Raw genomic sequence first — 15,772 nt, 5'->3', positions numbered from 1 at the left:
TAGAGCCTGTAATTCGTTTACATATGTAGGATGATAGATTTTGCTTTTGCAAATGCTAAAAGGAGACCTTTAAATGTGTTGCCATCGCGGGTATGACAACACAGAAATGACACCATTAAGAGTAGCCAAAATAATAAATCAAAGACTGTTTAATAATTGGTATTACGATGCTCTTCTGACTCAGTGTCGATCTGCTCTACTAGCTCTTGCATGTCCTCATCCATCACCTCATCATCCTCAGCAGGATAGTGACTAGGCAACTCTAGCATTTGTTGAACAAACGCGTAGCGCAAGGTATCACGGCGACCTAAATAACGCTGATAAAAACTTGAATTTAGCAGCCCTGCACCGCCTTGGCCCATTGCCCAAATAGACGACAAATAGTCACGTGTGCTCAAACTACTGTGTTCGTCTTTTAAGTAAGCACTAATAATATCAATCAAGCGTTTCATACGTTGGCGGCGAATATCATATAACTCACCAAACAAGCGATTGAGACCAGTAACTGATGCGGCAAGACGCTCTTCGATTTGATTCAGTAGCATGGCTTTTTGCGGATTAAATAGCTGCTGAAAAATCATGCGGGCAACACCTGCTGATGGGCAATCATCAATACGATTGATATCGAACAGTTGCTCTTCATAACGAATAATAATACGTAGGTAGAGCTCATCTTTACTAGAAAAATGCTTATATAGCGTGCCTTTGGCCAAGTCTAGCTGATCTGCCAAACTGTCCAACGTAATATCACCATCGCCTGACTCAAGTAGCAATTGCTCTGCCATCGCTAAGATATTCTCTTCTCGTGCCTTGAACTGATGCTGACGACTCATAATCTCTCCTAAAACATGACAAGATTAAGCATACAACCATCATTCACAGCAGTATAGGTAGTAAGCGTTTAATGCTATACCAAAACTGCTAAAGCTCTACAACGGGGAATATGCTTATGTTTGCTGACATAGTTATCGGTAGTCATGTGATTATATTTATTGTGATAAATACTTAGGGGGATTGAACCACAAGACTATCGAATAAATGACTGATTGGTCATAGCATAACCATTTTAGTGGTACTGTGCCAGTAAATTTTCAAAGTTTTTTGCCGTCAATGCCCCTACTTCTTCTGCACTACAACCATACATGTCTGCGATGCAGCTCGCCACGTAGGGCACATACGCAGGCTCGTTGGGTCTACCGCGTTTGGGTACAGGTGCTAAGTACGGGCTATCAGTTTCGATTAATATTCTATCTCTTGGCATTTGTTTAGCAGCATCCTTGATATCTTGCGCGCTCTTAAAACTCACGATACCTGAGAATGAGATATAAAAACCCAGATCCAAAGCACGCTTTGCGGTCTCCCAGTCTTCAGTAAAACAATGAATGATGCCATGCTCAGCGCCCTCACTTTTTAGGATATCTATCGTATCCTCTTTTGCATCGCGCATATGGATCACCAGCGGTTTTTTTAACTGTTGACTGGCATGAACATGGCGCGCAAGGCTGGCTTGCTGCTCTTTCTTATTTTCTGTTGACCAATAGTAGTCAAGACCCGTTTCTCCTATTGCCCATACGTGATCAGCCTTTGCAGTTTCTATTAGACGCTCGACTGTTGCTGATTGCAAAACACCAATATCTTCACAAGGATGGATACCCACACTCATCCCTAAATTGAGTGTCTCATCGCCATAGGTACTGACAATCTTTGCAATCTCATCATATTCCGCAAAATCACACATAATTGCCATCGCACGCGTCACATTGGCAGCTTTCATGGCATCAATTGCGCCTGTCAGTTGACCATCATACTTGGTTAAATCTAAGCGGTTTAGGTGGCAATGTGTATCTGTAAACATAAATAATCTCGTTATTGGAAGCGTATCGGTAAAAACTATGCAATAAAAACTATGCAAATTAAAAATTCGTTAGTATCTTAATTGTTCTATCGATGATGGTTTTCAAGTAGTGGCGTAAGTTCAGCATATGCAACGGCAGATACGTCTACGCTCTGCTAGGTGTTTAATAAGCGTATTTTCACTTAACGTATTGTGCCTAACGTTAATGCAGCGGCACCACACGCATGACTTCTTCTATCGTTGTCACCCCTTCGCTAATGCGTTTAGCACCTGAGAGACGCAGTGGCTGTACCCCTTCACGGTACGCTTGTTGTTTGAGCACATCCAAGTTTGCATCAGCGGTGACCAATTTTTTCAATTCATTAGATAATGGCATAATCTCGTAGAGGCCAACTCGGCCCTGATAGCCTGTATAGCGGCAGTGCTCACAGCCCTGCGCCATATAAATCTGCGCAGGTACTGCTGCACGCCATGGTTGGACCAACTCTTGCCATTGAATGGCGATTTCGCTATCTGGTGTCACGTCTACTGCTTGCTTGCAATGCGAGCATAGCGTACGTAGCAATCGCTGTGCCATAACCCCTAGTATCGTCGCTGACGTCAAAAACGACTGGATACCGAGATCATGCAGGCGAGTGAGTGAGCTTGGTGCATCGTTGGTGTGAAGCGTCGAGAGTACCAAATGCCCTGTTAGTGAAGCCTGCACGGCCATATTTGCCGTTTCGGCATCCCGAATCTCTCCCACCATAATAATGTCAGGATCCTGACGCATCAACGAGCGAATACCATCAGCAAAGTACAGATCAACTCCTGGATTGACCTGCATTTGGTTAAATGCAGGCTCTATCATCTCAATCGGATCTTCAATCGTACAGACATTGACTTGCTCAGTGGCCAGTTGCTTGAGCGTGCTATAAAGAGTCGTGGTCTTACCTGAGCCTGTCGGGCCCGTGACTAGAATAATACCATTAGGGTTCGCAGTCAGCTGATGCCAAGTCTCAAGCTGCTTGCCTGAGAGCCCGAGCTGAGCAAATGAGCGTACGAGTACTTCAGGATCAAATACACGCATGACCAGCTTTTCACCAAAGGCAGTGGGCATGGTTGAGAGACGTAACTCAGTCTCCAATCCTTTTGGTGTACGGGTTTTTAAGCGACCATCTTGGGGTTTGCGTTTTTCTGCGACATTGAGACGCCCCAAAATTTTGATACGTGCTGTCACTGCCACGATGATCGCAAGCGGCATCTCATACACAGTGTGTAGCACGCCATCGATACGGAACCGCACTTTTCCTGTCTCACGGCGTGGCTCTAAATGGATATCACTGGCGCGCTGTTCAAAGGCATATTGCAACAGCCAATCAACGACTCTGACAATATGCTGATCATTGGCATCAGGATTGGTATTGTCACCTAACTGTAATAACGCTTCGACATTAGTGACATCAGCCGCTGCGCGTTTGTGAACACTGTTTGCCCCAGCGATCGCTTGCGTGACTTGATAGAACTCCTGGCGGTAACGGTTGATTTGGTCAGGACTGATATAAACTGTGCGATAGTTCTTTAATTTAATCAGCTTTTCAATACTGGAGTGCCAATCGGTATAAAAAGGCTGGTCGGTACCGATGACGACCTCATCTAGAGTAACCTCTATCGGCAAAATATGCTGTGAGCGCGCGTACTCAAATGACATCAGCTGCGTGACGGCAGGAACATCAATCTTGAGCGGGTCGATACGGACCAGCGGCACGCCCGCTTTTGATGCTAGCCACTGATTTAACCATGCCAGCGTCAGTTTATTTTCAGCGCTCGTGTCTGCTGCATGACCATTCGGCAACCCAAACTCACTAATCGTCAGCAGTGGATGCTGCGTTTTATCACGGCGACTGGTAATCACTAGGTTGTAGCTGCGCTGATCAATGATTTTATCTGCCAATAACTCATCTAGGCACCAACGCAAATCAATCACTATCGAATAATTTTGAGCAGACATATTTTTCTTCTTCTATTATGGTTAAATGGTCTCTTATCAAACAAGGCATCAAATCATACGAGCGCTATTGCCACCACTGATGTTATTTGCAGCTGCCCTGACGCTATTAGCCTAAAGCCCACATCAACAGACTTATAACGCATCACAAATGATGCATCCACCTCTTGACGACGATAAGCTGGACGCGGGTCTTGAGCGACCAGCGCTTTGATAGCATCGATATCAGAGACTACCAGCTGGCTTTGTATCTGACGAAGTGTTGCAGCTACTGTAGCATTTCTGGTGGCACTTTTTATATGGCTACTTATGTGGTTACTTATATGAGTACTGCCCTCGTCACTATCGTTGATACCAGCTGGTTCTTTAGTGCTCACTAGCAGCATAAACTGCTCGTAAGCATGCTCGGTCATAATCACGTCTAGCAGCGTTGGCGCAGCGGGTGCAAACCCGCTTTGTGCCTGTATGAGTGCATCGCTATAGGATACATATGGCTTTATATCAATAATTGGGGTGCCGTCTATCATGTCAGCACCTTCAATAATTAGTAGTATACGACCTTGTATCACCTCTACACGCTCAAGTTTAACGACAGATAACCCCAATGCTGATGGTCGATACATACTACGACTGGCAAACACCCCTATCTTTTGATTACCACCCAATCTTGGAGGGCGCACTTGTGCTCGAAAGTTACTATCCGCTTGATGGTTGTCGCTATGTCCAGAATTTTTGTATTGATAATTATGATGAAACTGCCAACTGATCCATATATGACTAAAAGCGTCTAATCCCTCAAACGCGGCTGGCGTATCATAAGGCGCGACCATTTCAATAGCGCTGGTCAGCGCGACCAAATTTGGCTGGCGCGGTGCTCCAAACTTTTGTGAAAGCGGTGCACGGTGGTAGCCAATAATAGGCGATTGATGATAACCAACTAAAGGCATATTGCCATCAGACATAAGCCTGCTCCAGTAATAGCTGACTGTCTTTTTAGACAGTTCTATCAAATGATACAAAATTACTCACTAACGATATTCCATTTTATCATGCTAGAAGGTAACGGCCAGACGGATTTTTATTTTAAAGTTTGGTATTATGAGCAATAATTTTGATGAGAGTCTTTTTCATTTGTACTCTCTGATACTTATTTGTAAAGGCTATTGGTATTAATTATGAATGGGTATACGAAATACAGTATAGGCTACCTTCTCTTTTATAGAGACCGATAGGCCAAATTTATTATTAAACCTTCGTTACTTGCGTTTTAATAATCAGTATTTTCGATAACTATTAGAATACTGGTAGGTTTTTATATTTTTTAATCTATCATTGAAAATTTTGATTTAATACGTATTTAAACGTGACGACACCGACAGCAACTTATTAATTAACGAGGACTTTATGTCAAAACTTCGCACCGAAACGGTCACAGAGGTTCATCACTGGAATGACTCTCTATTTAGCATCAAAACTACTCGTGACGATGGCTTACGCTTTCGTAATGGCGAATTTGCGATGATTGGACTTGTTGTCGATGGTAAACCATTGTTACGTGCTTACTCGATTGCCAGTCCTAACTACGAAGACCAATTAGAGTTCTTTTCTATCAAAGTTCAAGATGGTCCATTGACGTCACGCTTACAGCACATCAAAGTGGGCGATGAGTTATTGGTCAGCAAAAAACCCACCGGCACATTGGTACTAGATGACCTACTGCCTGGTAAGCATCTATATATGCTCTCGACGGGTACTGGGCTTGCACCATTCTTAGCGTTAGCACGTGATCCTGAAGTTTATGAACGTTTTGATAAAATCATCTTAGTACATGGTGTCCGTCATGCTCATGACTTGGCTTATCGTGATATGTTTGAAAACGAGCTGCCTAATGATGAGATATTTGGTGAATGGTACCGCGAAAAATTCATCTACTACCCGACTGTTACTCGTGAAGAGTTTAAGAATCAGGGACGTGTCACAGACTTAATGAAGTCAGGTAAACTGTTTGAAGATATTGGCTTGCCACCGATGAATAAAGACGATGACCGTGTCATGTTATGTGGTAGCATGCCGTTCAATGCTGAGGTTTCAGAGATTCTAGATGGCTTTGGTCTTACTGTTTCACCACGTATGGGTGTACAGGCTGACTATGCCGTTGAGCGCGCCTTTGTCGGTTAGATTGAGAGTAATTTAGGGAATAGAAAATTATCTAAAATAATTCTTGACGCCTGCAAATAGGCTGCTATAATACGCAGCCTATACAGTCAACACTGTAGCCAAATTCGATAATAGTTTTAATAAACATTATCTCCTAACATGCCAGTGTGATGGAATTGGTAGACATGACGGATTCAAAATCCGTTGCCTTTAAAAGCGTGTCGGTTCGAGTCCGACCACTGGTACCAATATGTAGTGCAATTCAACCTCCCCCTTCGGAGGTTTTTTTGTGCCTGTAACTTTATGACTATTACGTTACGCTTGTCACTTTTTACTGGTCTTGCCACTTCTTACTGGCAATATTTGCTTGTACTTATACCGCTACTTCGTATTGTGTAACCGCACTTATCTTAATCGGTACGGCATAGCTCCATGGCATGCCCGCACTGCAGTAAAAAAATCCATCACGGAATGATACGATATAGGCGGTAAAATCATTGCCACAATGATCCATCATTGCTTGCTCATCGCTGTCATCACAAACCGCACACCATATTCGCTTGGTACCGCGTGCTAGCATTGCCCGTGTTAGGTCACTCCCCTTCAGTTCGTTATTCATCATCGGCTCCTTGACATTCTGCACTCTCTCACAATACCTACCTTTCAAGAGTTGATTTATCCGTACTCAATTCATAAATTTGGTATTAACGACAAACAATGTTTTCGTATAAAAAATCATGTTAGGCGTTATTTGTTTTTCACCGCGCTTATTACTATTGAGTATCTACTAGTGTAAAACTTTAATGGACTGACTGTAATAGATAGCTATCAGATTAGCGATGAATGGCAAAACTACTAAGACAAACGGCTTAGTTGAATAAAAACACTTAACAAACTTTTTAATAAAACTGGGCAAAAAGAAACAACTGTTCACTAACGTTGCAAAAGCATGAAACTTCCTATCTATCTAGAACAGCGGTGCGCCACTTATATTATATTTACTTTATTATATATATCAAAATATGGATATTAATGCAACTTTGTTTATCAGTTTTTATTGGCTCCTATCAAATCTAACAATTGATAATAGAAAAAGTCAGCAAGTCAGGTAAAATATCGACTATGACCATTTCTAAAGAATCCAGTCCTCGCAAAATCATTCATATTGATATGGATGCTTTTTATGCCAGTGTTGAGCAGCGCGACTTTCCCGAGCTTCGAGGCAAGCCATTGGTAGTTGGCGGCGATCCTAACGGTCGCGGTGTGGTTGCCGCTGCCAGTTACGAGGTGCGTCAATTTGGCGTACGTTCAGCAATGTCTTGCTATGAGGCACGTAGACGCTGTCCAGAGGTGGTATTTGTCAGACCGCGTTTTGAGGTTTATCGAGCGGTCAGTAGTGATATTCGCCGTATTATGCATAGTTTGACGCCTCATGTTGAGCCACTATCACTAGATGAAGCCTATTTGGACGTTACTGGGCTTAGCGCGCACAAAGGCTCAGCAACACTAATGGCCAACTGGTTGAGGGTACAAATTCTAGAGCAGACAGGGTTGACTGCTTCTGCTGGCGTCTCATTTAATAAAATGCTGGCTAAAATTGCTTCCGATATCAACAAGCCCAATGGCACTGCTATCATCACACCAAAAGATGCTGATGCGTTTATTAGTACGCTACCTATTGAACGCTTTCACGGTATAGGGAAAGCAACAGCAAAGCGATTGCATGCGATGGGTGTGAGCAATGGCGCAGATCTCCGGCGTGTGCCAGCAGCTACTATGGTTGAGGAGTTCGGTAAACGTGGTCAGTTTTATTACGATATCGCTCATGGCCGTGATGAGCGACCAGTCAAGTCTGAGCGTACTCACAAATCAGTCGGTTCAGAGACGACTTTTAGAGATAACTTGAGTGATAATGACGAGCTGCGTATACAGATTTATGAGCAGAATGCTGATGCTTTTAGCCAGCTGCACAAAAAAAACCTCGTTGCCCATACCATCACGCTCAAAATAAAATACTCGGACTTCACTCAAATTACGCGCTCGCACACTTTATCTACCACTTTTGATAGCGCCGAGTCTGCACATTATTGGTTAGACAAGCTATTTGCAGATATTCCACGCGAGCTGCCCATTCGGCTGGTAGGTGTGACCTTTTCTTCTTTATTACCTTCTACGCAGTTATTGCCTCAATTAACTTTATTTGAATAGCCTAATCGCTGACTGATGGTTATTTTTAATAAAAGCAATCAGTTTCGTATTTCTGCTTAGGCTATTACTCTGTTCTAACAGTCATATCATACGCTGCTATCATCGGGTAAAGTATCCTTTCATAAAAGCATTTCTGCTACAATTATGCCAAAATCTCTATTGAACTAAAGACTGATTATGACTGACTCTCACACTGCACTTACTGATACAAACACATCGCTTGATACCATCGCCAATAACGATACCTCAAACTATTTGAGCGTTGAGGACTATGATTATGAGCTGCCAGATAGCTTGATTGCCCGCTATCCTCTAGCACAGCGTTCTGCTTCAAAATTGCTATACTTGCCTGCTAACTCTCAGACAAACACTACTCGAATAGAAGACTGTCTGTTTTCTGCATTGCCCGACTTATTGGATGCAGGCGATCTGATTGTCTTTAATGATACAAAGGTAATGAAGGCGCGTCTATTCGGCCAAAAAGATACTGGCGGCAAACTTGAAGTCCTGATTGAACGCTTAGTTAATCTTGATGATTTAGATACTGCAGCCCTGCATCTAAAAGACATGAGTGATGAGCCAGTGAATCAAGAACACATTGCGCTTTGTCATGTAAAAGCAAGCAAAGCACTTAAGCTGGGTCAGCGCTTGCAACTTGCTAACGGTCATATGAGTGCTGCAATGATTGGACGTCAAGATAACTTATTTATCTTGGCATTTGATGCGCCGATTTTACCGCAATTAGAGCTCTATGGTGAACTTCCTATTCCACCTTATTTTGAGCGTCATGCCGATGAGACTGACAACACTCGTTATCAAACCGTTTTTCATGATCCTACTAAGCTTGCTAGCGTAGCGGCTCCTACAGCGAGTTTGCACTTCGATGAAGCGGTACTGAGCAAGCTTGCAGAAAAAGGCATCAATACTGCTTTTGTCACATTACACGTTGGTGCTGGTACCTTTGCGCCAGTCAAAACAGACAACCTACTCAATCACACCATGCATAGCGAATATGCACACCTACCACAAACGACGGCAGAGCTAATCAATCAGACTCATGCAAATGGGAACAAAGTTATCGCTATCGGTACAACAGTCACTCGTGTCCTAGAGACGGCATATCAAAAGACAGCTATCGACGGGCAAAAGCTCTCTAGCTGGTCAGGTGATACCGATATTTTTATCTATCCAGGATTTAAGTTCGGTGTCATCGATCGACTGTTGACGAACTTTCACTTACCTAAATCAACACTGCTCATGCTGGTGTCAGCATTTGCAGGCAAATCATCTATTGAGTATGCATATCAACATGCGATCGAAAAACAGTATCGGTTTTTCAGCTACGGTGATGCCATGCTATTAGATAAAAAAGTCGACTAAACATGACCTAAACATTTGAGGTATTGCACACAACAGTTGTGAAATAAACTGGTAAACTAAACCGTATTTTGTTATAACAGCAAAGATAACTTATATCTTAAAGGACTACTCATGTCTTGTCATCTATCTCGTCGCTTGACTCCTGTACATCGCGCGGTATCGATGGCAATGCTTTGCTCTATAGGTTGGGCGGTCCTAGTATCAAGTGCGCAGGCGGCAACTATCGGTAAAACGGTAGTTACCTCAGCTCAGCATGAGCCTCTAGCCGCGAGTATCGCTGTTAGTAATATAGAAGCCGCGGATTTTTCAGCCAGTTTGGCAAACTCTACTATTTACCAGCAAATGGGACTCTCCCCTACTGACTCTATGATGGTACGCTTTCAGCCGACCTCGGCGACCAGTGGCCAATTGCTTATCACCACCTCACAGCCGGTATCCAAGCCGTTTGCTGATGTTGTTTTGGCGATAAACGACAATGGGCAGCGCAATATGTTGCCAAAAACATTACTGATGCCTTTGAAAGAAACCCTGCCTATCAATACCAGTAACACTATGGTGACAGCAGCAAAGAAACCAAATCTACCTAGCGTCTCTGCAAGTAATGCTATGCCTTTGACAGTCCGCAGAGGTGCACCGCCACCGCTGATTTCGGTACCTGCAATATCCTCGCCTAAATTATCAACGCCCCAATTATCAACACCAAAAGCACCAACAGACGCCTTATTGGCGACCACGTTAGCGGCGCCTAACGTACAAGCGCCCACTGTGACCGTTACCTCACAGGTCAACCGTCTCGCTTATGCACCTAGTCGCCTTGATAATGGACGTTTGAACCGTATTTCTGATACAGATAATAATTCTAGCCCTACTGATAATCGCGGTAACTTAACAAACTCTCTGAGCAATAGCCTTTTGAGTACCGCAAGTAGCAATAGTGGCACGGCGACAACTGACAATAGTGCTATAAATGAACGCCCTAACAAAAACAGCATAAATACAGTGGTAGCAGATAAACCAAGAACCAATCAGCAGCTCGATATTCTCAATATACAAGTGACACGTCAAATACAGCCAAGCAGCAAAGCAGATGCTATAGCAAGCTCACCTCTCGTACCAACGAGCAAGCCCATAAGCGTATCAACAATCGCGCAAGATGCGAGTGATACTCCTACGGCGGCCTCTCAAGACCGCAAGACCGCGGATAGCACAGCACTATCTGTACCATCGCCTAATGATTCGATGACAGCCAGTAATAAAGTTGTGAGTAGCGCTACTACTCAGTATCAGGTACAGCGCAACGATAGCTTGTGGGTGATTGCTCAGCAGATTGCAGAAGAAAACAATCTAGATACGCCAACAGTAATGAAGCAGATTCAATCACAAAACCCTGATGCCTTTATCAATAAAGATGCCGATCAGTTAAAAGCAGATGCGAAGCTGAGCCTGCCCAGTTACGATATCATACCGTCGCAGCAGAGTTTGGAAGCTGCTATTAGCGCCCAAAGACAGTATAACCGTAGAGCAAATACACCTGTAATCAAAAAGGCTGCACCATCACCAACCAAAAAATCATCTGAAACAGCGCAAGTAGCCAAGCGTCCTGAAAAACCCACAACGACTAAAACAAAGATACTGCCGCAAGCACAGTTTTCTGTGCTTGCCCCTGGTAGTGACGGCAATGCAGATGGAACACAAGCAAAATCTGCGGCGGATACTGGTAATGGTCTAAGCACTGATATTTTAGCAACGCTCAAATCGTCAAGACAAGGAACAGCTTCACAGGCGAAGCGTTTGTCAAAGACTAGCAGCGCACTCAATAGCTATACTAAAAAGCTCCAACTACAAAATCAAAAACTGGCTGAGCTACAAGCTCGTCTTAAAAAACTACGCAATCAATAATTGCCTAACTGATCAACGCAAGACGCTATGATCATAGGCGTAGGAGTAACAATGGACAATATGCTATATATTATCGCCGGATTGGTGCTTATTCTGTTAGTTGCAGGCTTGTTATTGCGCAAAAACAAAGCACAAAAACAGAGTGTTCAACCCCCTGTCAACTCGCTAAGAAACTCTGCTACTCGGGCACCGCAAACGGATTATGGCACTACTGCCCAAAGCAATGAACACGCTAACAATAAGTTTGATCACATTACCATTGCTCAGCGCTTCATAGATCAACAGCGCTACGACAAAGCGATCGAAACAATCAATCGTGGTCTAAGTGAAAAACCTAATGATGGTCAATTATCTATCAAATTACTCAGTATATACGCCACTATTGATCAGCCAGAAAACTTCGATAACGTCTATAACACCATTAAACTTAATAACGATGGCAAGACCCTTACGCTCGCTGATGAACTCAAAGATCTGTATGTTGGCGAGCCACGTCCAGTCGCTACACAAGAACTAGCAACTGAGGATGCTGTTGATAATAACTTTGACGGTCTAGATTTTGATTTACCAACTAGCCAAGTCAATGACACAGATACAGTCTCTGATCAGCCAGTCATTGAAGACAACAAAAATACTGTGATAGACGAGCCTATTGCTCAGCCAGTACTTTCCGATGAACTCAATGATACCAGTCCAACTACTGAAAATGCGGCAGATAGCTTTGACCTGACGCTTAGTGATTTAGAAAGCGACTCATTAGAAAGCGACTTAGAAAGTGATTTTGACGAGCCTCATACTACTGCTGACAATCCTGTTGCACCATTATCTATTGCAGATGATGACACCTCCGTTACATCTACTGATGAAAGTACTGAAGTTGTTGAAGACAATGACTTTAGTGACTTTGAGTTTGATTTTGACTCGGCGACTGACGATACGTCGACTGACAACGCTATCATCTCAGATACCGTAGACGACCAAAACGAAGAGTTAGCGTTAGAAGATGACGATTTTGTCTTAGATTTTGATGACTTAGCTGCGGATACAGATACAGCAATAACTAACGATGTAACTGATAACTTAGTAGGCACTTCTACTGATGCTATTCAAAGCAGTGAAGATGACTTTTCTTTATCTCTAGATAGTTTAGATACGCCAGATAACGTTGATACTGTCTCTAATGTCGATACCGGTTTTGATAACGAATTGTCTACTACCGAAGAAAGTAATGACCTCGATAGCTTTATTTTAGAAAACACTGACTTTGAAGAAGCTGCTGCTGAAGACAATACGTTTGAAAACAGCACATTTGAAGATGATAGTTTTGTAGATCTTAATCTTGAAGAACAACTACTCGCTGATGATATTGAAGATAGTCCTGTTGAAGCGTCGGATGATTCATCACCTGCACCGCTAAGATTTGATGACAATACAAGCATAGATGATGACTTTGGTATTGATGATGCTGACTCTTTATTAGAAGCTCCCGCTTCTACAACCGCACCAGTAGAGATCGAAACTGATAACACCACTGAAGCTGTTGAATCAGCAGAAGACTTTTCATCACGCTTTGCCGCTGATTTCGATTTTGTGAAGTCTCTAGATAGCAATCAGGTGACATTAGATTTAGCAGGTCAGTATCTACAACTGGGTGAGTATGACAGTGCAAAACGCTTATTGAATGAAGTAGTTGCTCAAGGTAATAGCGAGCAAAAACAACAAGCACAAGTACTGCTTGAACGTACTGCATAATCAACAAACAAAGTAGTCATCAGCAAGTACTCCCTAATTAAGGTGTACTTGCTGTTTTTTTTGCATCTAATTCTGATACCATCTATTATTAAATGCTATCACTGCTGCTACTAAACTCTATAGCACCTTTTTTCTTCCATACTTTTTACTGTGTTGATATTATGCCATCTTCTGCTACATCCAAAAACCTATCCGATCCTATTCAACTGATTTATGCTGGCGGTACCTTTGGTAGCTATGGCCGCCCTTTGGCCCCTTTATCAGCAGAAGTCTTTTTGCCTACACTAAAAAAACTATTGTCTGAACAAGATAATGCCGTTACTTCACCAGCCATTTCATGGTTGGACAACACGCTAATCAAAGACAGTAGCCAGCTTACCCCCAGCGATTTTGTACATTTTTATCAGCTGTTACTTAATGCTTACATACAAGGTGAGAGATGCTTTGTGTTGATTAGCGGCACTGATACATTGAGTTACTTAGGTGCATTTTTAGCAGAAGCTTTTGCCGGTAGCGATATTTGTATCGTAGTGACTGGAAGCATGCGACCATTGCTAAACAGTGAGGTAATACAGTCCTATGAGATTGACGACCATAGCGATGCTTGGGGCAATCTTAACGACTCATTAAGGTTGGCTGCTGCTGGTGAGTCAGGCGTCAAAATTAGCTTTGGCGGTGAATCGTGGCCTGCACAAACCGTGCAAAAGATTCACAGTCATGATCTTATGGCATTTACGGGTCATTCGCGCGCGGCATATCCGGCCAACAGTTATATCAGAAACCTCCCAGAGACTCGCAGACAGCATTGGCTTGATGATCAGCAAGTCTTGCTACCTAATATCACAGCACGCGCTGAGCAGTCCAAGATTCATGCCTTATACTGCTTGCCCAATGATGCGTCTGTAATAAACAATCAATTACAAAGTTTATTATCTCAGCCGCCATGTGGCATTATCCTGCTAGGGTTTGGCGCTGGTAATATTCCTTATTCAGATACGCTAGCAGATACGCTCAATCTTGCTCATAAGCAGGGACACATCGTGATATGCGCTAGCCAATGTCCGTTTGGCGGTGTAAGCGACAGCTATGCCGCTGGTAGTTGGCAATATGACCATCATGTAATTGCTGGTGGTCGTTTAACTATCCCTGCTATTTATGCACGTTTGCTATGGCTGCTACTGCGCTATGACAGTCCAGCAAGACGTCGACAGCGTTGGTTGAATAATGTCAGTCAAGCGGGTACGAGCATCAAAAAAAGATAAGCAACTCTCCATCCATTCCAAATTTATAAGCTTAGAAACCACAATGTCTGATACTAAAATCATCGATCATGAACAATCGCCACTATATACTTTAGCGATTGCCATCGAATTCTTGGGTACACACTATCATGGCTGGCAGCGACAACGAGAGGTGCTGGGTGTCCAAGAAGCGTTAGAGAATGCCATTAGCAAAGTCGCCAACGAATCAGTTGAAGTCATTGCTGCTGGACGTACTGACGCCAGTGTCCATGCCAGTAACATGATTGCTCATTTCACCACCCATGCGTATCGCCCTACTCATAACTGGTTACGCGGTGTAAACAGCCTCTTGCCTGATGATATTGCGCTACGCTGGGTTCAGCCAATGCCCGCTGATTTCCATGCGCGCTTTGGCGCGATTGCCCGGCGTTATCGCTATATCACGCTCAATCAAACACAGAGACCTGCGATACTGAATCATCAAGTGACTCACATCTATGAGCCTCTTGATCTCACCGCTATGCAACAGGCGGCGTCCGATATTGTTGGCACGCACGACTTTAGCAGCTACCGTGCGGCGGCCTGCCAGTCCAACCAGCCAGTCCGTACCATCAGTCATGCTCATCTTTTTGCTCATGGACAGTTTATTGTATTCGACATACAGGCAGATGGTTTTTTGCATCATATGGTTCGTAATCTAATGGGTACGTTATACGCTATCGGTAGACATGAGCTAAAACCAGCAGATTTTTTGAACATTTTGAATAAAAAAGATCGAACCATTGCGCCGCCCACGGCGTCAGGCGACGGTCTGTATTTTATCAATGCCTACTACCCCGAACGCTTCCAGTCCTTATTACCAGATGCACCATTAACGCCTGTCTGGCTAAATCTACCTGATTGATGCAACATAACCTGATATACATATCACTTACAGGCTGTCAAGTCAAAACCAGGTTCTGTATTGCTTTAATCTACTAACTTACGTATAATATGGGCTTATTTTTAATTGATTGATACAAATTATGGCAAAAGACGATATTATCGAATTTGAAGGCGAAGTCATTGATACCCTTCCTAACACCTTGTTCAAAGTTCGTTTAGAAAACGGACACGAAATCATTGCACACATCTCAGGTAAGATGCGTAAGCATTATATTCGTATTTTGACAGGTGATAAAGTTAAGGTCGAGATGACCCCTTATGACCTATCTAAGGGTCGTATCACGTACCGTGGTAAGAACTAAATACATACCAACCAAATAGTTACAAACGTATTTGTAAAAATACAGC

General features: G+C 43.2%; 13 protein-coding genes and 1 tRNA gene. 9 read left to right on the top strand and 5 right to left on the bottom strand.

The features are described from left to right. Positions 1 to 149 precede the first annotated feature (149 nt). From NJD71_RS01695 to tsaA, 4 genes are all read right to left on the bottom strand, one after another. Positions 150 to 833: a TetR/AcrR family transcriptional regulator gene (locus NJD71_RS01695; RefSeq protein WP_319050189.1), complete on the bottom strand. Its 684-nt coding sequence runs from the start codon at positions 831 to 833 to the stop codon at positions 150 to 152. 233 nt (positions 834 to 1,066) lie between these two features. After that, a complete protein-coding gene (locus tag NJD71_RS01690; protein WP_319050188.1) occupies positions 1,067 to 1,855 on the bottom strand; it encodes a TatD family hydrolase in 789 nt (262 codons plus the stop codon). Between the two features lie 202 nt (positions 1,856 to 2,057). After that, on the bottom strand, positions 2,058 to 3,845 hold the full coding sequence (locus NJD71_RS01685; RefSeq protein ID WP_319050187.1) for a GspE/PulE family protein: 1,788 nt from the start codon (positions 3,843 to 3,845) through the stop codon (positions 2,058 to 2,060). Between the two features lie 53 nt (positions 3,846 to 3,898). After that, complete coding sequence (gene tsaA / locus NJD71_RS01680) at positions 3,899 to 4,804, bottom strand: tRNA (N6-threonylcarbamoyladenosine(37)-N6)-methyltransferase TrmO (protein ID WP_442967627.1); 906 nt, start codon at positions 4,802 to 4,804, stop codon at positions 3,899 to 3,901. Between the two features lie 442 nt (positions 4,805 to 5,246). Between tsaA and NJD71_RS01675 the strand changes: the two genes are divergently transcribed. Further along, positions 5,247 to 6,020 (top strand): ferredoxin--NADP reductase, encoded by a 774-nt coding sequence (locus NJD71_RS01675; RefSeq protein ID WP_319050186.1) that lies wholly within the window; start codon positions 5,247 to 5,249, stop codon positions 6,018 to 6,020. A gap of 140 nt (positions 6,021 to 6,160) precedes the next feature. Further along, positions 6,161 to 6,247: transfer RNA gene (locus NJD71_RS01670), tRNA-Leu, on the top strand. 125 nt (positions 6,248 to 6,372) lie between these two features. Here NJD71_RS01670 and NJD71_RS01665 read toward each other — a convergent pair. Beyond that, a complete protein-coding gene (locus tag NJD71_RS01665) occupies positions 6,373 to 6,618 on the bottom strand; it encodes a hypothetical protein (protein WP_319050185.1) in 246 nt (81 codons plus the stop codon). Positions 6,619 to 7,121: 503 nt separating this feature from the next. On the opposite strand from NJD71_RS01665, the gene dinB reads away from it, so the two are divergent. The 7 genes from dinB to infA all read left to right on the top strand — a co-directional run bounded on the left by dinB (position 7,122) and on the right by infA (position 15,726). Further along, the gene (gene dinB, locus NJD71_RS01660; protein ID WP_319050184.1) at positions 7,122 to 8,207 is read left to right on the top strand and encodes a DNA polymerase IV; all 1,086 of its coding nucleotides are present in this window, start codon (positions 7,122 to 7,124) and stop codon (positions 8,205 to 8,207) included. Positions 8,208 to 8,384: 177 nt separating this feature from the next. Then, positions 8,385 to 9,587 (top strand): tRNA preQ1(34) S-adenosylmethionine ribosyltransferase-isomerase QueA, encoded by a 1,203-nt coding sequence (gene queA, locus NJD71_RS01655; RefSeq protein ID WP_319050183.1) that lies wholly within the window; start codon positions 8,385 to 8,387, stop codon positions 9,585 to 9,587. Between the two features lie 111 nt (positions 9,588 to 9,698). Then, positions 9,699 to 11,486 (top strand): type IV pilus assembly protein FimV, encoded by a 1,788-nt coding sequence (locus tag NJD71_RS01650; RefSeq protein WP_319050182.1) that lies wholly within the window; start codon positions 9,699 to 9,701, stop codon positions 11,484 to 11,486. Between the two features lie 51 nt (positions 11,487 to 11,537). Next, a complete protein-coding gene (locus NJD71_RS01645) occupies positions 11,538 to 13,238 on the top strand; it encodes a FimV/HubP family polar landmark protein (protein ID WP_319050181.1) in 1,701 nt (566 codons plus the stop codon). A 161-nt stretch (positions 13,239 to 13,399) separates the two neighbouring features. Next, the gene (locus NJD71_RS01640; RefSeq protein WP_319050180.1) at positions 13,400 to 14,500 is read left to right on the top strand and encodes an asparaginase; all 1,101 of its coding nucleotides are present in this window, start codon (positions 13,400 to 13,402) and stop codon (positions 14,498 to 14,500) included. 43 nt (positions 14,501 to 14,543) lie between these two features. Beyond that, on the top strand, positions 14,544 to 15,383 hold the full coding sequence (truA, locus tag NJD71_RS01635) for a tRNA pseudouridine(38-40) synthase TruA (protein ID WP_319050179.1): 840 nt from the start codon (positions 14,544 to 14,546) through the stop codon (positions 15,381 to 15,383). A gap of 121 nt (positions 15,384 to 15,504) precedes the next feature. After that, positions 15,505 to 15,726, top strand: a complete 222-nt coding sequence (gene infA / locus NJD71_RS01630; RefSeq protein WP_021814850.1) for a translation initiation factor IF-1 — start codon at positions 15,505 to 15,507, stop codon at positions 15,724 to 15,726. Positions 15,727 to 15,772: the final 46 nt, after the last annotated feature.

Origin of the sequence: Psychrobacter sp. PP-21 (assembly GCF_033790785.1) — a bacterium.
Lineage (GTDB): Bacteria > Pseudomonadota > Gammaproteobacteria > Pseudomonadales > Moraxellaceae > Psychrobacter.
The sequence above is the reverse complement of the archived record's forward strand: the minus strand, read 5'-3'. Positions and strand labels throughout refer to the sequence as shown.